General features: G+C 70.7%; 19 protein-coding genes. 16 read left to right on the top strand and 3 right to left on the bottom strand.

Annotation, left to right across the window (positions count from 1 at the left end; genetic code table 11):
* The first annotated feature begins 21 nt into the window (after positions 1–21).
* From lepA to hemW, 3 genes are read left to right on the top strand one after another with little or no spacing between them, the layout of a single operon-like run.
* The gene (gene lepA, locus GQQ95_RS03990) at positions 22–1,878 is read left to right on the top strand and encodes a translation elongation factor 4 (RefSeq protein ID WP_157426349.1); all 1,857 of its coding nucleotides are present in this window, start codon (positions 22–24) and stop codon (positions 1,876–1,878) included.
* A gap of 7 nt (positions 1,879–1,885) precedes the next feature.
* The gene (locus tag GQQ95_RS03985) at positions 1,886–2,536 is read left to right on the top strand and encodes a DUF1990 domain-containing protein (protein ID WP_157426348.1); all 651 of its coding nucleotides are present in this window, start codon (positions 1,886–1,888) and stop codon (positions 2,534–2,536) included.
* Positions 2,537–2,538: 2 nt separating this feature from the next.
* Positions 2,539–3,765, top strand: a complete 1,227-nt coding sequence (hemW, locus tag GQQ95_RS03980) for a radical SAM family heme chaperone HemW (RefSeq protein ID WP_157426347.1) — start codon at positions 2,539–2,541, stop codon at positions 3,763–3,765.
* Positions 3,766–3,771: 6 nt separating this feature from the next.
* Here hemW and GQQ95_RS03975 read toward each other — a convergent pair whose 3' ends face one another.
* Positions 3,772–4,152, bottom strand: coding sequence for a DUF4870 domain-containing protein (locus GQQ95_RS03975; RefSeq protein ID WP_157426346.1), 381 nt, complete (start codon positions 4,150–4,152; stop codon positions 3,772–3,774).
* A 113-nt stretch (positions 4,153–4,265) separates the two neighbouring features.
* The gene (locus tag GQQ95_RS03970) at positions 4,266–4,709 is read right to left on the bottom strand and encodes a DUF4870 domain-containing protein (protein WP_157426345.1); all 444 of its coding nucleotides are present in this window, start codon (positions 4,707–4,709) and stop codon (positions 4,266–4,268) included.
* 192 nt (positions 4,710–4,901) lie between these two features.
* On the opposite strand from GQQ95_RS03970, the gene hrcA reads away from it, so the two are divergent.
* From hrcA to leuA, 13 genes are all read left to right on the top strand, one after another.
* Positions 4,902–5,924 carry a heat-inducible transcriptional repressor HrcA gene (gene hrcA / locus GQQ95_RS03965; RefSeq protein ID WP_157426344.1) on the top strand — a complete coding sequence of 341 codons (1,023 nt, stop codon included), beginning with the start codon at positions 4,902–4,904 and terminating at the stop codon, positions 5,922–5,924.
* A 51-nt stretch (positions 5,925–5,975) separates the two neighbouring features.
* Positions 5,976–7,076: a molecular chaperone DnaJ gene (gene dnaJ / locus GQQ95_RS03960; RefSeq protein WP_157426343.1), complete on the top strand. Its 1,101-nt coding sequence runs from the start codon at positions 5,976–5,978 to the stop codon at positions 7,074–7,076.
* A gap of 10 nt (positions 7,077–7,086) precedes the next feature.
* The gene (locus GQQ95_RS03955) at positions 7,087–7,821 is read left to right on the top strand and encodes a 16S rRNA (uracil(1498)-N(3))-methyltransferase (RefSeq protein ID WP_157426342.1); all 735 of its coding nucleotides are present in this window, start codon (positions 7,087–7,089) and stop codon (positions 7,819–7,821) included.
* A 24-nt stretch (positions 7,822–7,845) separates the two neighbouring features.
* Complete coding sequence (locus GQQ95_RS03950) at positions 7,846–8,205, top strand: HIT domain-containing protein (RefSeq protein ID WP_157426341.1); 360 nt, start codon at positions 7,846–7,848, stop codon at positions 8,203–8,205.
* 115 nt (positions 8,206–8,320) lie between these two features.
* On the top strand, positions 8,321–9,343 hold the full coding sequence (locus GQQ95_RS03945; protein ID WP_157426467.1) for a PhoH family protein: 1,023 nt from the start codon (positions 8,321–8,323) through the stop codon (positions 9,341–9,343).
* Entirely contained in the window at positions 9,340–9,801 is a 462-nt protein-coding gene (ybeY, locus tag GQQ95_RS03940) for an rRNA maturation RNase YbeY (RefSeq protein ID WP_157426340.1), read from the top strand. Before GQQ95_RS03945 ends, ybeY begins: the two co-directional genes overlap by 4 nt.
* Before the next feature lie 2 nt (positions 9,802–9,803).
* Positions 9,804–11,120 carry a hemolysin family protein gene (locus tag GQQ95_RS03935; protein ID WP_157426339.1) on the top strand — a complete coding sequence of 439 codons (1,317 nt, stop codon included), beginning with the start codon at positions 9,804–9,806 and terminating at the stop codon, positions 11,118–11,120.
* A complete protein-coding gene (gene era, locus GQQ95_RS03930; protein WP_246205169.1) occupies positions 11,113–12,006 on the top strand; it encodes a GTPase Era in 894 nt (297 codons plus the stop codon). Before GQQ95_RS03935 ends, era begins: the two co-directional genes overlap by 8 nt.
* Positions 12,007–12,097: 91 nt before the next feature.
* On the top strand, positions 12,098–13,291 hold the full coding sequence (locus tag GQQ95_RS03925; protein WP_246205168.1) for a sensor histidine kinase: 1,194 nt from the start codon (positions 12,098–12,100) through the stop codon (positions 13,289–13,291).
* Positions 13,288–13,965, top strand: coding sequence for a response regulator (locus GQQ95_RS03920; protein WP_157426337.1), 678 nt, complete (start codon positions 13,288–13,290; stop codon positions 13,963–13,965). Before GQQ95_RS03925 ends, GQQ95_RS03920 begins: the two co-directional genes overlap by 4 nt.
* Positions 13,966–14,029: 64 nt before the next feature.
* Entirely contained in the window at positions 14,030–14,791 is a 762-nt protein-coding gene (locus GQQ95_RS03915; protein ID WP_157426336.1) for an ABC transporter ATP-binding protein, read from the top strand.
* Positions 14,788–16,179, top strand: a complete 1,392-nt coding sequence (locus tag GQQ95_RS03910) for an ABC transporter permease (protein ID WP_157426335.1) — start codon at positions 14,788–14,790, stop codon at positions 16,177–16,179. Before GQQ95_RS03915 ends, GQQ95_RS03910 begins: the two co-directional genes overlap by 4 nt.
* Before the next feature lie 246 nt (positions 16,180–16,425).
* Positions 16,426–18,198 carry a 2-isopropylmalate synthase gene (gene leuA / locus GQQ95_RS03905; protein ID WP_157426334.1) on the top strand — a complete coding sequence of 591 codons (1,773 nt, stop codon included), beginning with the start codon at positions 16,426–16,428 and terminating at the stop codon, positions 18,196–18,198.
* Between the two features lie 53 nt (positions 18,199–18,251).
* Here leuA and GQQ95_RS03900 read toward each other — a convergent pair whose 3' ends face one another.
* Entirely contained in the window at positions 18,252–18,923 is a 672-nt protein-coding gene (locus GQQ95_RS03900) for a trimeric intracellular cation channel family protein (RefSeq protein WP_157426333.1), read from the bottom strand.
* Positions 18,924–19,049: the final 126 nt, after the last annotated feature.

Raw genomic sequence — 19,049 nt, 5'->3', positions numbered from 1 at the left:
ACTCGTGGGAGAATCGACGGGATGTCTCCGAGAGCCCACACCCCGCCGGTGCCTGCTGCCACCGACCCCGCGCTGATCCGCAACTTCTGCATCATCGCGCACATCGACCACGGCAAGTCGACCCTGGCCGACCGGATGCTCGGCATCACCGGCGTGGTGAGCGACCGTGACATGCGTGCGCAGTACCTCGACCGCATGGACATCGAGCGCGAACGCGGCATCACGATCAAGAGCCAGGCCGTGCGCATGCCGTGGCAGGTCGGCGACACCGCGTACGCCCTCAACATGATCGACACCCCCGGGCACGTCGACTTCAGCTACGAGGTGTCCCGCTCGCTGGCCGCCTGCGAGGGCGCGATCCTCCTGGTCGACGCCGCGCAGGGCATCGAGGCGCAGACGCTCGCGAACCTCTACCTGGCGCTCGAGAACGACCTCGAGATCATCCCGGTGCTGAACAAGATCGACCTGCCGGCTGCCGAGCCCGAGAAGTACGCGCGCGAGCTCGCCGAGCTCATCGGCGGCGACCCCGCCGACGTCATGAAGGTCTCGGGCAAGACCGGCCTCGGCGTCGAGGACCTGCTCGACCGCGTCGTCGAGCGCATCCCGGCACCGGTCGGCGACGCCGACGCCCCGCCGCGCGCGATGATCTTCGACTCGGTCTACGACAGCTACCGCGGCGTGGTCACCTACGTCCGCATGGTCGACGGCAAGCTGAACCCGCGCGAGCGCATCCAGATGATGTCGACGAGGGCGACGCACGAGATCCTCGAGATCGGCGTGAGCGCGCCCGAGCCGACGCCCACCAAGGGGCTCGGCGTCGGCGAGGTCGGGTACCTCATCACCGGCGTGAAGGACGTGCGGCAGTCCAAGGTCGGCGACACCGTGACGACGGCCGCGAAGTCGGCCACCGAGGCGCTCGCGGGCTACACCGAGCCGCTGCCCATGGTCTTCTCGGGCCTGTACCCGATCGACGGCAGTGACTACCCGGAGCTTCGCGAGGCGCTCGACAAGCTCAAGCTGTCGGATGCCGCGCTCGTGTACGAGCCCGAGACCTCCGTCGCCCTCGGCTTCGGCTTCCGTGCCGGCTTCCTCGGCCTGCTGCACCTCGAGATCATCACCGAGCGCCTGCAGCGCGAGTTCGGCCTGGACATCATCGCGACGGCGCCGAGCGTGGTCTACGAGGTGACGACCGAAGACAAGAAGACGGTCACGGTCACCAACCCGAGCGAGTTCCCCACCGGTGCGAAGATCTCCGAGGTGCGCGAGCCCATGGTCCGCGCCGCGATCCTCGCGCCGAAGGACTACGTCGGCACCATCATGGAGCTCTGCCAGTCGCGCCGCGGGGCGCTGCTCGGCATGGACTACCTCGGCGAGGACCGGGTGGAGATCCGCTACACCATCCCGCTCGGCGAGATCGTGTTCGACTTCTTCGACCAGCTGAAGTCCAAGACCGCCGGGTACGCCTCGCTCGACTACGAGCCCGTGGGCGACCAGGCCGCGGACCTCGTCAAGGTCGACATCCTCCTCCAGGGCGAGCAGGTCGATGCCTTCAGCGCCATCGTGCACCGCGACAAGGCGTACGCCTACGGCGTGCTCATGACGGGGCGGCTCCGCGAGCTCATCCCGCGTCAGCAGTTCGAGGTCCCGATCCAGGCGGCCATCGGCGCTCGCATCATCGCCCGCGAGTCCATCCGCGCCATGCGCAAGGACGTCCTCGCCAAGTGCTACGGCGGTGACATCAGCCGCAAGCGCAAGCTCCTCGAGAAGCAGAAGGAGGGCAAGAAGCGCATGAAGATGGTGGGCCGCGTCGAGGTTCCGCAGGAGGCGTTCATCGCCGCCCTGAGCGGTGACGTCGAGAAGAAGGACTCGAAGAAGTAGGCCCGAGATGACCCGTCGCAGCACCTTCACCGACCAGTCCGTGACCTACGGCTCCATCGGGGCGACGCTCGACCCCGACCTGCTCCGCTACCCGCCGGCCGGGTACCTGCCCGCAGAGGACAGCGTGCGCATCGGCAGCGGTGTCGAGCGATTCGACCGCACCGCCGAGGCGCTCATGACCTGGGGTATCCAGCGCGGTGCCGGGTACGAGGTGACGGATGTCTCCGCCGGCACTGGCGCGCAGTACCCCGGCATCGTCTACGACGTCGACGGCTCGCCGCTGACCGAGCAACCGGGGCCGCGCACGGAGGACCGTTTCGGCGCCGACGGCACGCCGTACATCGCCGCGGGCATGCAGGCGACCCTCGTGCGGCACGACCGCCTGGGCTCCAAGCGAACGCCGGTGCTCGTGGTCTACGTCATCGACGAGCCCGGCCGCGTCGGGTACGCGTACGGCACGACCGGCGAGGGTCACGAGGGCGGCGAGGAGTCCTTCGTGCTCGAGCACCGCGACGACGACACGGTGTGGTTGACGATCCGCTCGTTCCGCGAGATCCCGACCGGGTTCGCCCGGCTCATCGGGCCCACGATCCGGCGTCGGCGCCGCGAGCTGACGCGTCGGCAGTTGCGCGCCCTGCATCCCGCCGGCGGCGTGTAGGCGTGGGTTCGGCGCTCCCGCTCGGCGAGCCCGCACCGCTCGACGGGCTGCTGCCCGCATCGGCAGCCGAAGGCGCCGATGGGCGTGCCCTCGGCGTGTATGTGCACGTCCCGTTCTGCCGGGTGCGCTGCGGCTACTGCGACTTCAACACGTACACCGCGAGCGAGCTCCGCGGCGCCCGCCAGGTCGACTACGCCGACCAGGCGATCGAGGAGATCCGGATGTCGCGGCGTGTGCTCGCGGCATCCGGTGTCGCCTCGCGCGAGGCCGAGACCGTCTTCTTCGGCGGCGGCACCCCGACGTTGCTGCCGGCCGATGACCTCGTGCGGATGCTGGGTGCGGTGCGTGAGGAGTTCGGCTTCGCCGACGGCGCCGAGGTCACCACCGAGGCCAACCCCGACTCGGTCGGACCCGAGGACCTCCTCTGCCTCGCCGAGGGCGGCTTCACGCGCGTGTCCTTCGGCATGCAGTCGGCGGTGCCGCACGTCCTGGCCGCGCTCGATCGCACGCACGACCCGGCGCGGGTGCCGCTCGTCGTGCGCTGGGCGCGCGACGCGGGCCTCGACGTCAGCCTCGACCTCATCTACGGCACCCCGGGGGAGTCTCTGGATGACTGGCGTCGCAGCGTCGACGCGGTCGTGTCCGAGCGGCCCGATCACGTGAGCGCGTACGCGCTCATCGTCGAGGACGGCACCAAGCTCGCGCGGCAGATCCGCCGGGGCGAACTCGCGCAGCCCGACGACGACCTCGAGGCCGACATGTACGAGCTCGCCGACGAGGCGTTCGCCGACGCGGGCTTCGAGTGGTACGAGGTCAGCAACTGGGCCACCGACGCCGCGCACCGTTCGCGGCACAACCTCGGCTACTGGCGCGGCGACGACTGGTGGGGCGTCGGGCCCGGGGCCCACAGCCACGTCGGCGGCGTGCGCTGGTGGAACGCGAAGCACCCGGCGGCCTATGCGGAGCGGCTCGCGGCCGGGCACTCGCCGGCCGTCGGGCGGGAGGTGCTCGACGCCCCGACGAGGGAGACCGAGCGCGTGCTGCTGCTCACCCGCATCCGCGAGGGCATCGACATCGCCTCGCTGCACGCCGGCGGTCGCCATGCGGTGGCCGGGCTGATCGCCGACGGCCTCGTCGACGCGAGAGCCGCCCTCGCCGGCGGGCTGACGCTCACCCGGCGAGGACGGCTACTCGCGGACGCCGTGGTCAGGCGCCTGCTCGAGGACTGACCTCGATCAGCTCACGAACTTGATCGAGAGCGGGTACGTGTAGGGCTGGCCCTGGTTGGCCTTGACCGCGGCGATGATCGAGAAGACGACCACGACGACCACGATGGCGATGCTCAGGAAGAACCCGATGATCACGAGCCACAGCAGCGCGGCGATGATCGACGCGATCGTCATGGTGATCTGGAAGTTCAGCGCGGTGGCGGTGTGCGCGCGCACGAACGGTCCACGGTCCTTCAGCACGAGGTAGCCGATGAGCGCCGGGATGAACCCGAAGAAGATCCCGCCGATGTGCACCAGGGTCGCCCAGAGCTTCTCGTCGTTCGGGCTGAGCTGGGGGCTCTGCCCGTACGGGTTCTGCGGCGGGGGAGGAGGGGGAAGGTCGGACATCGTGGACTCCTGGTTCTGTGCGCTGGCGCGCGGGACTGCGGACGCCACCATGGTGGCACAGCGACGCCCGCCGCGGGAGGGGACGCTCCTGCGACGGGCGAATCGCGAGTCGACTACTTGATGAGGCGGATGGCGAACGGGTACCGGTAGTGGTTGCCGTCCTTCGCCCGGAGGAAGGCGATGATCGAGAAGACCACGCCCACAATCCAGACGGCCCAGGAGAGCAGCCCGAGCACGCTGCCGAGGCCGAACGTCACGATCGTGATGATCGAGGTCAGGATGAAGAGGGCGATCTGCGCGAGGACGAGCGTGATCTGGAAGTTGAGCGCTTCCTTCGCCTCGGTGTTCGTGAACTGGCCGCGGTCCTTGAACACGAGCCAGATGATCAGCGACGGCAGGAAGCCGAGGATGCCGCCGAGGTGGGCGAACGAACCCCACTGCACGTCCTGGTCCCGGGAGAGCGGGGCGGCCGGTGCCACGGGCTGCCCGGCGGCCGGCTGCTGGGGCGGCGTCGGGGGCAGGTTGGGGTCTGACGGACCTGCGTTGGGATCTGACATGTGCGTGCCTTTCGAGGGTTCGGGGTGTGAACCGCTGCTGCGGAGGATGGGCGGCGCAGCCTTGGTGACTCGCGGATCACGCCCACGGTAGCGGTGGGCCGGAGTGTCGGCAATGGGGATTACCCTGAGTTCCGCGGTATGATTGGCACTCGCAGTGAACGAGTGCTAAATGGGTCGGCGAAAGCGAGGAACATGGTCTCCGAACGCAGTCTCGCCGTCCTCAGGGCGATCGTGCAGGACTACGTCGCGTCGCGTGAGCCGGTCGGCTCCAAGGCCATCGTCGAACGGCACGCCTTCGGGGTTTCGGCGGCGACGATCCGCAACGACATGGCCCTCCTCGAGGAGGAGGAGCTCATCGCGGCGCCGCACACGTCGTCGGGCCGGATCCCGACCGACAAGGGGTACCGCGTCTTCGTCGACCAGCTCACCGAGGTGCGACCGATGACGCGCGCGCAGCGGCACGCCATCGAGACGTTCCTCGGCGAATCCGCCGACCTCGACGAGCTGCTCGCGCGCACCGTCCGGCTCGTCTCGCAGTTGACCCGCCAGCTCGCCGTGGTGCAGTACCCGAGCTTCGGCAGCGCGCGCGTGCGTCACGTCGAGCTCGTCTCGCTCGCGCCCGACCGCGTGCTCTGCATCCTCATCACCGATTCCGGCCAGGTCGAGCAGCGCGTCACCGAGCTGCCGCACGCCATCGAGGACGACAAGCTCGCCGAGCTCCGTGCTCGGCTCAACGAGGTCGTCGGCGGCCGGTCCATGGCGGATGCCGCGGTCGCGCTGTCGGGCACCTTCGACGAGGTCGCCCCCGCCGACGCCGAGGTGCTCCGCACCCTCGCGGCGACGCTCGCCGACCAGGCCCGCGCCCAGCGTCAGGACCGGCTCGTCGTGGCCGGCGCGGCGAACCTCGTCCGCACCGAGCAGGACTTCGCGGGCTCGATCCTCGGCGTGATCGAGGCCATCGAGGAGCAGGTCGTGCTGCTCCGCCTGTTCGGCGAGATGGCGGCCGACGAGCACCCCGTCGCCGTCCGCATCGGCCGTGAGAACGCATCGTTCGGCCTCGGCGAGGCATCCGTGCTCTCGAGCGCCTTCGAGATCCCCGGTCGCGACGTCTCCCGGCTCGGCGTCGTCGGGCCCACGCGCATGGACTACTCGCACAGCATCGCGGCCGTTCGCGCGGTCGCCCGTTACCTCTCCCGCACGCTCGGCGAGAACTGAGCAGGGCCGGCCCCCACCGGTTCCTTCCGCAATCGAAAGGACACGCCCTCCGTGGCAGACCACTACGAGGTCCTCGGCGTCGCACGCGACGCCACCCCCGACGAGATCAAGAAGGCCTACCGCCGTCTCGCCCGCGAGCTCCACCCCGACGTGAACCCGGGTGCCGAGGCATCCGAGCGGTTCAAGTCGGTCACGCACGCGTACGACGTGCTCTCCGATCCGAAGCAGCGCCAGCAGTACGACCTGGGCGACCAGGGCGGCTTCGGCGGCGGGCAGAACTTCGGCGGCTTCGGCGACATCTTCGAGACCTTCTTCGGGGCGGGCCAGCAGACGAGGGGCCCGCGGTCGCGCCGCGAGCGCGGCCAGGACGCGCTCATCAGGGTCGAGGTCGGCCTCGACGAGGTCGTCTTCGGCACGCATCGCGAGATCGAGGTCGACACGGCGGTGCTCTGCCAGACCTGCCAGGGCTCCTGCTGCCAGCCGGGAACCTCGCCCGTCACGTGCGACATCTGCCACGGCACGGGATCGATCCAGCGCGCCGTGCGTTCGCTGCTCGGCAACGTCATGACCTCGAGCCCCTGCGGTACCTGCCGCGGGTACGGCACGGTCATCGCGACGCCCTGCGTCACGTGCCAGGGCCAGGGTCGCGTGCGCGCCCGTCGCACCGTGCCCGTCGACATCCCGGCGGGCGTCGACACCGGGGTCCGGCTGCAGATGCCCGGCTCTGGGGAGGCCGGCCCGGCCGGTGGCCCCAACGGCGACCTCTACCTCGAGATCAAGGTCAAGAACCACGACGTGTTCAGCCGCAACGGCGACGACCTGCTGGCCACGCTCGAGGTCTCGATGACCGATGCGATCCTCGGCACGACCGCCAAGATCGAGGCGCTCGACGGCGACGTCGACGTCGAGATCAGGGCCGGGCTGCAGAGCGGCGAGATCCTCACCGTCAAGGAGCGCGGCGTCACGAAGCTGCGGGGCAACGGGCGCGGCGACCTCAAGGTCGGCGTGCAGGTCGTGACGCCCACCAAGCTCTCCTCGAAGGAGCGCGACCTCATGCAGCAGTTCGCGGCCTCGAAGAAGGCGCCTGCGCCGGCGCTCAGCCACTTCCAGCAGGGCCTGTTTGCGCGCCTCCGCGACCGGTTCCTCGGCTGACGGCACCGCGATGAGCCACCTCTACCTCTCCGAGGACCTCGACCTCTCAGCCGTCTCGCCCGGCGACGACGTGCGCCTCACGGGCGAGGAGGCCAGGCACGCCGTGACGGTGTCGCGGCTGCGGGCGGGGGAGCAGGTGGCGATCGGCGACGGGCGCGGCACGCTCGCGCAGTGCGTCGTCCTCGAGACCGCTCCTCGAGAACTCGTGCTCGAGGTCGCCGCGGTCGAGCAGACGCCCGCGGCCTCGCCGCGGATCACGCTCGTGCAGGCACTGGCCAAGGGCGATCGGGACGAGCTGGCCGTCCAGGCGGCCACCGAGCTGGGCGTCGACCGCATCGTGCCGTGGTCGGCGGCCCGCTCGGTCTCCCGGTGGGAGGGGGCGAAGGCCGAGAAGGGCCGTGCCCGCTGGGCCAGCATCGTCCGAGAGGCGACCAAGCAGTCGATCCGGCCGTGGCTGCCCGCCGTCGCGCCGCTCACCCCGACCGCTGGGCTCGCAACGCTGCTCGCGGGCGCCCGCGTCCTCCTGCTGGAGCCCACCGCCGAGACGCCGCTCACCGGCATCCGGCACGACGGCCGCGACCTCGCCCTCGTCGTCGGCCCCGAGGGCGGCATCGCTCCGGCCGAGATCGAGCGGCTCGTCGCCGCGGGCGCCGAGCCCGTCCGCCTCGGCGCCTCCGTGCTCCGCACCTCGACGGCGGGACCGGCGGCCATCGCGGTGCTGAACGCCGAACTCGGGCGGTGGTGAGGCATCCGTCGGTACGATGGGGTGATGACCGCAGCCCAGGCCGAGCCGACCATCTTCGAGCGCATCGCCGCCCGTGAGATCCCCGCGAGCATCGTGGCCGAGACCGCGCGAGTGATCGCGTTCCACGACATCGCGCCGCAGGCGCCCGTGCACGTCGTCGTCACGCCCAAGGCCGGCGACTACCGCGACGTGGTCGAGCTCGCCGCCGGTGATCCCGACCTGCTCGCCGAACTCGTCTCGGTCGCGCGCGACATCGCGGGGGAACTCGCCGACGGCGAGTTCCGGCTCGTCTTCAACACGGGGGCCGCCGCCGGCCAGACCGTGTTCCACGTGCACGCCCACGTGCTCGCCGGCGGCCTCGAGGAGGCCTCGCTTGGCGGATGACGCGCAGCCCGAGCCCGTGGCACCCCAGCCCGGAGGAGCCGAGTCGGCGCCGACCGACCCGGGGTCGCGCGAGGCCGCGAGCGACGAGGACCGCCTGAGCATCGACGGCATCGCGATGGTGCGCCTCCTCGGACCCCAGGATCGCCTGCTCTCCTCGGTGCAGCGGGAATACCCGTCCGTCGAGGTGCACGTGCGCGGCAACGAGATCGGCATCCGCGGACCGGCCGACGACCGGCTCAAGGTCCGACGACTCATCGAAGAACTCCTGGAGCTCGTGCGAGCCGGCCAGGATCCGACCCCGACCGAAGTGAGGAGCTCGGCCCGCATGATCGACGCCGATCCCGATTCCCGACCCTCCGAGCTGCTCGGCCAGGTCATCGTCTCGTCCCGAGGCAAGACCATCAGGCCGAAGACCGAGGGCCAGCGCGCCTACGTCGACGCGATCGACGAGCACACCATCGTGTTCGGCATCGGCCCGGCCGGAACGGGCAAGACGTACCTCGCGATGGCCAAGGCCGTCCAGGCGCTCCAGCGCAAGGAGGTCAGCCGCATCATCCTGACGCGCCCGGCCGTCGAGGCCGGTGAGCGACTCGGTTTCCTCCCCGGCACGCTGACCGACAAGATCGACCCGTACCTCCGTCCGCTCTACGACGCGCTCAACGAGATGATGGACCCCGAGATGGTGCCGAAGCTCCTCGCTTCGGGCACGGTCGAGGTGGCACCGCTGGCGTACATGCGCGGTCGCACGCTGAACGACTCGTTCGTGGTGCTTGACGAGGCGCAGAACACGACGCCCGAGCAGATGAAGATGTTCCTCACGCGGCTCGGGTTCGGCTCCAAGATGGTCGTCACCGGCGACATCACGCAGATCGACCTGCCGGGCGGCGCGAGCGGCCTGCGTACGGTGACGCGCATCCTCGACCATGTCGAGGACATCCACTTCTCCCGGCTCACGAGCGACGACGTCGTGCGGCACACGCTCGTCGGCCGCATCGTCGACGCCTACACCGAGTACGACCAGCGCGCGCAGGCGCAACGGTTCGAGCGGGACCAGGCGCGCGAGTTCGCGAACCGCGCCGAACGACGGGGGCACGCCGCCCCGCGCGACCACCTTCCGCGAAGGGGCGGCAACTCGTGAGCATCGAGGTCAACAACGAATCCGCGATCGACGTCGACGAGGCGGTGCTGCAGCGGCTCGCCGTGTACGTCCTCGACGCGCTGCACGTGCACCAGGACGCCGAGCTCGCGATCGTCCTGGTCGATGAGGGCGCGATGGAGCAGTTGCACGTGCAGTGGATGGATGAGCCAGGGCCCACCGACGTGCTGAGCTTCCCGATGGACGAATTGCGGCCCGGCAGCGACGAGAACCCGACCCCGCCGGGCCTGCTCGGCGACGTCGTGCTGTGCCCGCAGGTCGCCGAGACCCAGGCTCGCGCCGCGGGGCATCCGCTCATCGACGAGCTCACGCTCCTGACGACGCACGGCATGCTGCACCTCCTCGGGTTCGACCACGCCGAACCCGAGGACGAGAAGGAGATGTTCGGGCTGCAGCGCGACCTGCTCGTGGGCTTCACGATGCAGGAACGCCGCCGCTGACCATGCAACCCTGGCTCTTCCTCGGAGCGGCACTCGTCCTCGTCGCGTTCGGCGGCCTCATGGCCGCGGTCGATTCGGCCCTCGCGGCGACCAGCAGGGCGGATGTCACCGACCTCGCGGCCGGCTCGCGCGCCCGCCGCTCGCTGCTCGCCATCGCCGATGACACCGGCGCGCACGTGAACGCCGTGAACTTCGTGCGCATCATCGCCGAGACCACCGCGGCCGTGCTCGTGACCCTCGCCTTCGTGTCCTTCCTCGACAACGTGTGGTGGGTGCTGCTGTGGTCGGCGCTGATCATGACCGCGGTGTCGTTCGTGCTGGTCGGGGCGAGCCCGCGCAGCGTGGGCCGGGCGCATGCGCCGACCGTGCTCCGCGCGACCGCTCCCGTCGTGCACTTCCTGCGCGTGCTCCTCGGTCCGCTCGCCAACGCCCTGGTCGCCCTCGGCAACCGGGTGACGCCCGGGCGTATCCGGTTCGCCGGCGTCTCGAGCGAGGAGCAGTTGCTCAGCATGGTCGACGAGGCCACCGAGCTCGACGTGCTCGAGGAGGGTGATCGGGAGCTGATCCACTCGATCTTCGAGTTCAACGACACGGTTGCCCGCGAGGTGATGATCCCGCGCACCGACATGGTCACGATCGACTCCACCGCGCATCTCGCGCAGGCGATGGCGCTGTTCCTGAACGCGGGATACTCGCGCATCCCCGTCATCGAGCAGGACGCCGACGACGTCGCCGGCATCCTCTACCTCCGCGACCTCGCGAGGCTCGGGTTCGAGCGCCCGCTCGACGCGGGCGAGCTCACGGTCGGCGAGCTCGTGCGGCCGGCGGTCTTCGTGCCCGACTCCATGAAGGCCGATGCGCTGCTCCGCCAGATGCAGCTCGACAAGAACCACCTCGCGATGGTCGTCGACGAGTACGGCGGCATCGCCGGCCTCGTGACGCTCGAGGACGTCATCGAAGAACTCGTCGGCGACATCTCCGACGAGTACGACCGCGAGGCCGTGCAGGTGGAGGACCTCGGCGGCGGCCGGTTCCGGGTCAGCGCCCGGCTGCCGGTCGACGAGCTCGGCGAGGTCTTCGGCCTCGAGCTGGAGGACGAGGACGTCGACTCGGCCGGCGGACTGCTCGCGAAGGGCCTCGGCCGTCTCGCGCAGCCCGGCGAGCGCGCCACGGTCTCGGGGCTGATCCTCGAGGCCGAACGCACCGAAGGACGCAGGAAGCGCATCTCGACGATCCTCGTCGAACGCGATCAGGCCCTCATCGACGCGCAGACCGCGTTCGAGCCCGGGGACCCCGATGGAAGGAAGCACCGTGGCTGAATACCGCGCCGGATTCGTCTCGTTCGTGGGGCGGCCGAACGTCGGCAAGTCGACGCTCACGAACGCCCTCGTCGGCCAGAAGGTGGCGATCACGAGTTCGAAGCCGCAGACGACGCGACGCGCCATCCGCGGCATCGTGCACCGCGAGAACGGCCAGCTCATCCTCGTCGACACCCCCGGGCTGCACCGCCCGCGCACCCTGCTCGGCGAGCGCCTGAACTCGCTCGTGCAGTCCACCCTCGGCGACGTCGACGTGATCGCGTTCTGCGTGCCGGCGAACGAGCCGATCGGCCCCGGAGACCGCTTCATCAACGAGCAGCTCGAGCAGTACCCGCGCGCGAAGAAGGTCGCCATCGTCACGAAGACGGATGCCGCGTCCAAGGCGAAGGTCGCCGAGCAGCTGCTCGCCGTCTCCGAGCTCCGCGAGTGGGCCGCGATCGTGCCCGTGTCGGCTCCCGAGGGGGAGCAGCTGGACGTGCTCGTCGAGGAACTGCTCTCGCTCCTGCCCGAGTCCAGCCAGCCGCTCTACCCGGCCGAGACCCTCACCGACGAGGACACGTCGGAGCGCATCGCCGAGTTCATCCGCGAGGCCGCGCTCGAGGGCGTGACCGACGAGCTGCCGCACTCGATCGCCGTCGTCGTCGACGACATGGTCGAGCGGGAGGACAAGGACCTCCTCGAGATCTACGCCAACCTCTACGTCGAGCGCGACAGCCAGAAGGGCATCATCATCGGGAAGGGCGGCGCGCGCCTCCGTGAGGTCGGGGCCACGGCGCGCGCCCAGATCGAGGGGCTCCTCGGCCGCAAGGTCTACCTGGCGCTGCACATCAAGGTCGCCAAGGACTGGCAGCGGGATCCGAAGCTGCTGGGGCGCCTCGGGTTCTGATCTGCGGCCCGGAGGCGGCCCGCGTACGACTCGAGGATGATTTCGCCGCCGATCGCCGTGCCCGGCCACCTCTGACGCGTACGGTGGATCGGTGACCGAGACCCCGTTCAGCCGCGCCAAGTTGAGGACCGACGTGATCCTCGCGGTCGTGTTCGGCCTCATGGGCCTGCCGTTCGCGCTGCTCGGGAACGCTGCCGACCTGTTCGCGCTGGTCCTGTTCGTCGGCGCCCTGGCCGTGCGGCGGTTCTCGCCGCCCTGGTCGCTCGGCGTCGCGTGGGCCGGCGCCACCGTGCAGATGGCGGCGCTGCGCGACCTCCAAATCTACGACTTCGCGGTGCTCGGCGTGCTCTACTCGTGCGCCGCGCACGGCGGTCGCCTCGTGAAGTGGCTCGGCCTCGCCTCGGCCATCGGCGGTGCGGCCGTCGCCACGGTGTACCTGCAGTTCGTGAAGCCGCTGGCGGACGGAGCCTCGGGGCTCGGCGCGAACGATCTCCTCGGAGCCGGTTTCGTCTTCGTGGCATCCGTCGCCGTGCTGGTGCTCGCCTGGACGGCGGGCCTGCTCGCCCGCTCGGTGCGCGACGGCCGGGAGGTGCGGCGCCGTGAGGAAGTCGCGAACCGGGAGCGATCGCTCGCGCAGTACCGGTTCTCGGTCGAGCAGGAGCGCAACCGCATCGCCCGCGACATGCATGACGTCGTCGCGCACTCGCTCGCCGTCGTGATCGCCCAGGCCGATGGGGCCCGCTTCGTCTCCAGGACGCGCCCCGAAGCGGCATCCGGGGCGTTGGAGACGATCTCCGGGGTCGCCCGCGGCGCTCTGGGCGACGTGCGGGTCCTCCTCGCCGAGCTGCGGCACCACGAGGGCGGCGCACCGCAGCCCGTGCTCGACGACCTCGGCGCGCTCATCGAGGGCGTCACCGGTGCCGGGCTCGAGGTCGTGTTCGACGAACAGGGGGAGCGGCGCGAGCTCGGCACGGGGCACCAGATCGCGGTGTACCGCATCGTGCAGGAGGGGCTGACGAACGCATTGCGTCACGGCGACGCCTCCCGCCCCGTCGCGCTCCGGCTCGCCTGGCGCGAGGACGGCGTCGACCTCGAGGTGTCGAACTACCTCAGGCCGGATGACGCCGAGGTCGCCTCGCCGACGCCGGCGGCCACCAGGCACGGCATTACGGGCATGCGCGAGCGGGCCCAGCTCGTCGGCGGCACCCTGACCGCGCAGGCCGGCGACGATGGGGTCTTCCGCGTGCTCGCCCGGATCCCCGCGCAACCGGGGGTGACGGCATGAGCCCGATCCGCGTCGCGCTCGTCGACGACCAGGCACTGTTCCGCGCCGGGGTGCGCATGCTCGTCGAGTCCCAGCCCGACCTCGTGGTCGTGGGCGAGGCCGGCGACGGGATCTCCGCGGCCTCGCTGCTCGCCGAGGTGCCCGCCGACGTGGTCCTGATGGACGTGCGGATGCCCCTGCTCGACGGCATCGGCGCGACCGAGCGCATCCTCGCCGAGGCCGACCGTGACGGCCGCAGCGCTCCCCGCATCCTCGTCCTGACGACCTTCGACCTCGACGAGAACGCGGCACGGGCAATCCGTGCCGGCGCGAGCGGGTTCGTCCTGAAGGACGCCGACCCCGAGTTCCTGCTCGCCGCGATCCGGACGGTGCACCAGGGCAACCAGGTCATCGCGGCGAGCGCGACCCGCGAGCTGTTCGCGCATGTGGCCAGGGGCAGCGGACGCCGGCCGGCGCCCCCGACCTGGACGGACCTCACCCCGCGCGAGCGGGAGATCTTCGGGCTCGCCGCGCGAGGACTCTCCAACGGGGAGATCGCGGGTCTCGAGTACCTCTCCGAGGCCACCGTGAAGACGCATGTCAGCCGCATCCTCGCGAAGCTGGGCCTGCGCGACCGGGTGCAGCTCGTCGTGTTCGCCTACGAGCACGACCTCGGGCTGCCGGATCATCCCTGAGGATGACGGGAGACCATCCCGTCGCCCGATGATCGCGCTCCGCGGCATCCCTAGCGTCGAAGGCATGCAGATCACTCCCACCGACCTCGGCCTCATCGCCCGGGTCGTCTCCCTCGGCAAGCAGTACGGAACCGGAGCCGGCGCGGTCACCGCGCTCGAGGACGTCTCGATCGGGCTCCGCCGCGGCGAGTTCACCGCCATCATGGGCCCGTCCGGTTCGGGCAAGTCCACGCTCATGCACATCATGGCCGGGCTCGACTCGCCGACCTCCGGACGGGTGTGGGTGGGCGACACCGACGTCACGGAGCTCTCGGACTCGGCGCTGACCCTGCTCCGCCGGCGGCGCGTCGGCTTCGTCTTCCAGTCGTTCAACCTCGTGCCCACGCTCGACGTGCGCGGCAACATCATGCTGCCCTTCGAGCTCGACGGGCGCCGACCGGCCACCGAGGAGCAGGCGTGGATCGACGGGCTCGTCGACTCCCTGGGCCTCGCCTCGCGCATCCGGCACCGGCCGCACGAGCTCTCGGGCGGCCAGCAGCAGCGCGTCGCGATCGCCCGCGCACTGGCGACCCGACCCGACCTGGTCTTCGCCGACGAGCCGACCGGGAACCTGGACTCGCGGACCGGTCGCGAGGTGCTCGCGCTGCTCGCGGAGGCCTCGTCGCGATACGGCCAGTCGATCGCGATGGTGACCCACGATCCGGTGGCCGCGAGCCACGCCGACCGCATCCTGTACCTCGCCGACGGGCGGATCGTGCGCGACTCCGGCCGTTCGACGCCCGAGGAGATCAGCACGTACATGCTCGCGATGGAGCAGGCGGCATGACCCGGCTCAGGGACCAGGGGCCGACCCTGCTCGTCGCGACGCTCGCGGCGGCGTTCGGCGCGGCGCTGCTGCAGGTCACCGGCATCCTGGCGGTCGTCATCGAGGACTCCGGTGCCGCCGAGTCCGGCACCGTGCGGCTCCTGCTCGGACTGGTCGCGGGGGTCTTCATCGTCATCGCCGTCTACGTGAGCGCCGTGGTCACGGCGAACACCGTGGCCACCGTGGTCGCCGGACGGACCCGCCTCATCGCGTTGTACCGGCTCATCGGCTCCAGCGCGAGGGCGCAGCGGACGACGATCGCGAAGGAGGGCCTGCTCGTGGGCATCGCGGGGGCGATCCTCGGCGGCGTGCTGGGGTCGGCGGTCGCCTGGGCGGCCGGCGAGATCGGCGTCCTGCAGGGCAGCCTCCCGCGATTCGAGCACTCGCTGCTCGACCCGGCCGTGCTGCTGCCGATGGCCGCGGTCGTGGTCACGACCTGGCTCGCCGCCTGGGCGGGATCGCGGCACGTGCTCGCCGTCCGCCCGTCGCAGGCACTCGGCAACTCTGCCGAGGCCGATCTCGAGACCGTATCCCGGCGGACCGGCCGTGCGGTCGCCGCGTGGATCCTCGGCATCGTCGGCTTCGCGCTGCTCGCGCTCGGCGTCGTGGTCGGCCTCTTCCGGCCCGAGGGCGTGCTCATCGGCCTCCTCGGCGGCATCCTCTCCTTCACGGCGATCGTGCTCGCCGCCCATCGCGTCATGCCGCCGGTGCTGCGGGCCGTCGGCCGGGCGTTCGGCGACGGCCCGGTCGCGAGGCTCGCCGCGGAGAATGCGGTGCGCCACCCCGAACGCTCGGCCCGCATGACCATCGGCCTCGTCATCGGGGTGACGCTCGTGACGACGTTCGCCGTCACGATGGAGTCGTACCGCACGATGGTGCTGGCCGCGACCGCCGATCGCGCCGAACTGCAGGACGCGCTCGGACCGGTCATCGACGCGACGGTCGCCGTGTTCTCGATCCTCATCGGGTTCAGCGCGGTCATCGCCGCCGTCGGCCTCGTCAACACGCTCTCGATCAGCATCCTGCAGCGCACGCGGGAACTGGGACTGCTCCGCGCCCTCGGGTTCGACCGGCGCCAGGTGCGCGCCATGGTGGTGCTCGAGGCCGCCGCGCTCGCGATCGCGGCGACGCTGACCGGACTCGTCCTCGGCGTGGCGTACGGGTGGGTGGGCGCCCAGTCGATCCTCGGTTCGGTGGGCGGCGGTCCCGGCATCGTGGCTCCGACGATCCCGTGGCCGATCATCGCGATCGTCGTCGGCGCCGCGATCCTGCTCACGCTCGTGGCATCCGTGGCACCCATGCGACGCGCAGCGCGCGTGTCGCCGGTGGTCGCGCTCGCGGTCCAGTAGGCCGCGCCGGGTTCTCGCACGGGGGTGCGAGAAGGGGGACGGTGCGGGCGGATGCCTCGGGGGAGGCGTCCGCCCGCACCGGGTCGTGCAACACGGTTGGTCATCCGAGTTGCGGCGGTGTTAGCCTTGGTGCGTGTCTTACGGCCTGCTTCTCCTTAGCTGCCGCAGCGAGTCCTAGTTCTCAGGCCTCCCTCGCTGCGGAGTTCGTCGTCGGCTGAATCATCCGCGAAGCGAGAGAAGCACCCCATGAAGAACACGCAGAAGCCGTCCTCGATGCCCGTTCACCGGTATCGACCGTTCCACGAGCAGATCGTCGTCGACCTGCCCGATCGCACCTGGCCCGCCAAGCGCATCGAGGTCGCGCCGCGCTGGTGCGCCGTGGACCTCCGCGACGGCAATCAGGCCCTCATCGACCCGATGAGCCCCGAGCGCAAGCGCATCATGTTCGACCTGCTCGTCAAGATGGGCTACAAGGAGATCGAGGTCGGGTTCCCGAGCGCGAGCCAGACCGACTTCGACTTCGTGCGCAGCCTCATCGAGGAGGGCGCCATCCCCGACGACGTCACGATCCAGGTGCTGACGCAGGCCCGCGACCACCTCATCGAGCGCACGTACGAGTCGATCAGGGGCGCCAAGCAGGCGATCGTCCACCTCTACAACTCGACCAGCATCCTGCAGCGCGAGGTCGTCTTCCGCACCGATCGCCAGGGCATCATCGACATCGCCCTGCACGGTGCGCGCAAGTGCCGTGAGATGGAGGCCTCGGTTCCCGGCACCGCGGTGTACTACGAGTACTCGCCCGAGAGCTACACCGGCACCGAGCTCGAGTTCGCCGTCGACGTGTGCAACCAGGTCATCGAGATCTTCGAGCCCACCCCCGAGCGCAAGGTCATCATCAACCTGCCGGCCACGGTCGAGATGACGACCCCGAACGTGTACGCCGACTCGATCGAGTGGATGAGCCGTCATCTCGCGCACCGCGAGGACGTCATCCTGTCGCTGCACCCGCACAACGACCGCGGCACCGCGATCGCCGCGGCCGAGCTGGGCTACCTGGCCGGGGCAGACCGCATCGAGGGCTGCCTGTTCGGCAACGGCGAGCGCACCGGCAACGTCGACCTCGTCGCGCTCGGCATCAACCTGTTCACGCAGGGCATCGACCCGCAGATCGACTTCTCCGACATCGACGAGGTCAAGCGCACGGTCGAGTACTGCAACCAGCTGCCGGTGCCCGAGCGTCACCCGTGGGCGGGCGACCTCGTCTACACCGCGTTCTCCGGCTCGCACCAGGACGCCATCAAGAAGGGCTTCGAGGCGATGGCCGCAGAGGCCGAGCGTCGCGGGGGGAGCGTCGACGACCTCGAGTGGGCGGTGCCGTACCTGCCCGTCGACCCGCGCGACCTCGGCCGCAGCTACGAGGCCGTCATCCGCGTGAACTCGCAGTCCGGCAAGGGCGGCGTCGCCTACCTGCTGAAGAACGACCACGCGCTCGACCTGCCGCGTCGCCTGCAGATCGAGTTCTCCGGCGTCGTGCAGGCCAAGACCGACGAAGAGGGCGGCGAGGTCTCCAGCGACGAGATCTGGCGCGTGTTCAACGACGAGTACCTGCCGGCCCCGGCCGATCGCCCCGACGAGAAGTGGGGCCGGTTCGAATTGCTGTCGCTGCGCACCGAGAGCGAGCTGACCGGCGAGGTGCGCGTCCGCTGCGGTCTCCGCGACGGCGATGAGCGCGTCGAGGCCGACGGCTCGGGCAACGGTCCGATCGCCGCGTTCCTGTCCGTGCTCGGCGCCGAGGGCGTCGACGTGCGCGTGCTCGACTACAGCGAGCACGCCATGTCCGCCGGTGGCGACGCCGTCGCCGCCGCCTATGTGGAGTGCCAGGTCGGCGGCCGCACGCTCTGGGGCGTCGGGCTCGACGCCGACATCGCGACCGCCTCCCTGAAGGCCGTCGTCTCCGCCGTGAACCGCGCGATCCGCACGGGCATCGCGGTCGAGGAGCGCGAGGCCGTCACGGTCTGACCACGATCACGAGCGGATGCCGCGTGCCGACCTCGGCACGCGGCATCCGTCGTTCAGGCCGACCGTCCGGTTCGGCGCCAGACCTGCCAGGTGCTGAGCGCGCGCTGCTCGGGCAGGCTCCACCCGAACCGCACCGATCCGAGGCGCGTGAGGGTCGTCACGATGACGCACGCGATGCCGGCGACGACGATGTTCACGCCCGCGAGGTCGAGGCCGATGAGCAGCACGGTGCCGGCGGTCGCGGCGATGGCGTAGAGCGAGCCGACGTGCATGAGCGCGATCGGCAGGTTGAGGGCGACGTCGCGCAGGATCGAGCCGCCCACGGCGGAGAGCACGCCGACGAACACGGCCGGCACCACCGGCACCCCGTAGGCGAGCGCCTTCGAGGCGCCGATCGCGCCGAACAGGCCGATCGTGACCGCGTCGAGCGCGATGATGAGCCCGTTGAGGCGCGTGAACACCCGGAGCAGCAGCATCCCGAGCAGTGCTGCGGCCGCCGCGACGACGATGTACCAGTTGCTCGTCATCGCCGCGGGCAGCTGGTTCAGGATCAGGTCGCGCATGAGGCCGCCGCCGAGCCCGACGATGATGCCGATGAGGGCGATGCCGAGCAGGTCGATCCGCCGCTCGGTGAGCCGGGCGGCGAACATCGCGCCCTGCACCGCCCCGATGCCGACCGCGGCGAGGTCCAGCCAGAGGGGGATCGAGAAGAGGGAGTCGTCCACGCACTCAGTGAACCATCGCGTTCGAGCCGCTCGCGACACGACACGTCACGACGCGACACCGCACGGGTTGCCGCGGCATCGGCTCGCGACATCCGGCGGCACCTGCGAGGGGCGGGGAGGATGTCG

Origin of the sequence: Agromyces salentinus, from assembly GCF_009749395.1 — a bacterium.
Lineage (GTDB): Bacteria > Actinomycetota > Actinomycetes > Actinomycetales > Microbacteriaceae > Agromyces > Agromyces salentinus.
Note: the sequence above shows the minus strand (reverse complement) of the source record. Positions and strands in the feature narration are given on the sequence as shown.

What these genes read in the sequence shown, in the direction of transcription:
- lepA (WP_157426349.1), top strand. Translation starts at nt 22, where the DNA reads ATGTCTCCGAGAGCCCACACCCCGCCGGTGCCTGCTGCCACCGACCCC.
- GQQ95_RS03985 (WP_157426348.1), top strand. Translation starts at nt 1,886, where the DNA reads ATGACCCGTCGCAGCACCTTCACCGACCAGTCCGTGACCTACGGCTCC.
- GQQ95_RS03975 (WP_157426346.1), bottom strand. Translation starts at nt 4,152, where the DNA reads ATGTCCGACCTTCCCCCTCCTCCCCCGCCGCAGAACCCGTACGGGCAG.
- GQQ95_RS03970 (WP_157426345.1), bottom strand. Translation starts at nt 4,709, where the DNA reads ATGTCAGATCCCAACGCAGGTCCGTCAGACCCCAACCTGCCCCCGACG.
- hrcA (WP_157426344.1), top strand. Translation starts at nt 4,902, where the DNA reads ATGGTCTCCGAACGCAGTCTCGCCGTCCTCAGGGCGATCGTGCAGGAC.
- GQQ95_RS03955 (WP_157426342.1), top strand. Translation starts at nt 7,087, where the DNA reads ATGAGCCACCTCTACCTCTCCGAGGACCTCGACCTCTCAGCCGTCTCG.
- GQQ95_RS03950 (WP_157426341.1), top strand. Translation starts at nt 7,846, where the DNA reads ATGACCGCAGCCCAGGCCGAGCCGACCATCTTCGAGCGCATCGCCGCC.
- GQQ95_RS03945 (WP_157426467.1), top strand. Translation starts at nt 8,321, where the DNA reads ATGGTGCGCCTCCTCGGACCCCAGGATCGCCTGCTCTCCTCGGTGCAG.
- GQQ95_RS03935 (WP_157426339.1), top strand. Translation starts at nt 9,804, where the DNA reads ATGCAACCCTGGCTCTTCCTCGGAGCGGCACTCGTCCTCGTCGCGTTC.
- GQQ95_RS03920 (WP_157426337.1), top strand. Translation starts at nt 13,288, where the DNA reads ATGAGCCCGATCCGCGTCGCGCTCGTCGACGACCAGGCACTGTTCCGC.
- GQQ95_RS03915 (WP_157426336.1), top strand. Translation starts at nt 14,030, where the DNA reads ATGCAGATCACTCCCACCGACCTCGGCCTCATCGCCCGGGTCGTCTCC.
- GQQ95_RS03910 (WP_157426335.1), top strand. Translation starts at nt 14,788, where the DNA reads ATGACCCGGCTCAGGGACCAGGGGCCGACCCTGCTCGTCGCGACGCTC.
- leuA (WP_157426334.1), top strand. Translation starts at nt 16,426, where the DNA reads ATGAAGAACACGCAGAAGCCGTCCTCGATGCCCGTTCACCGGTATCGA.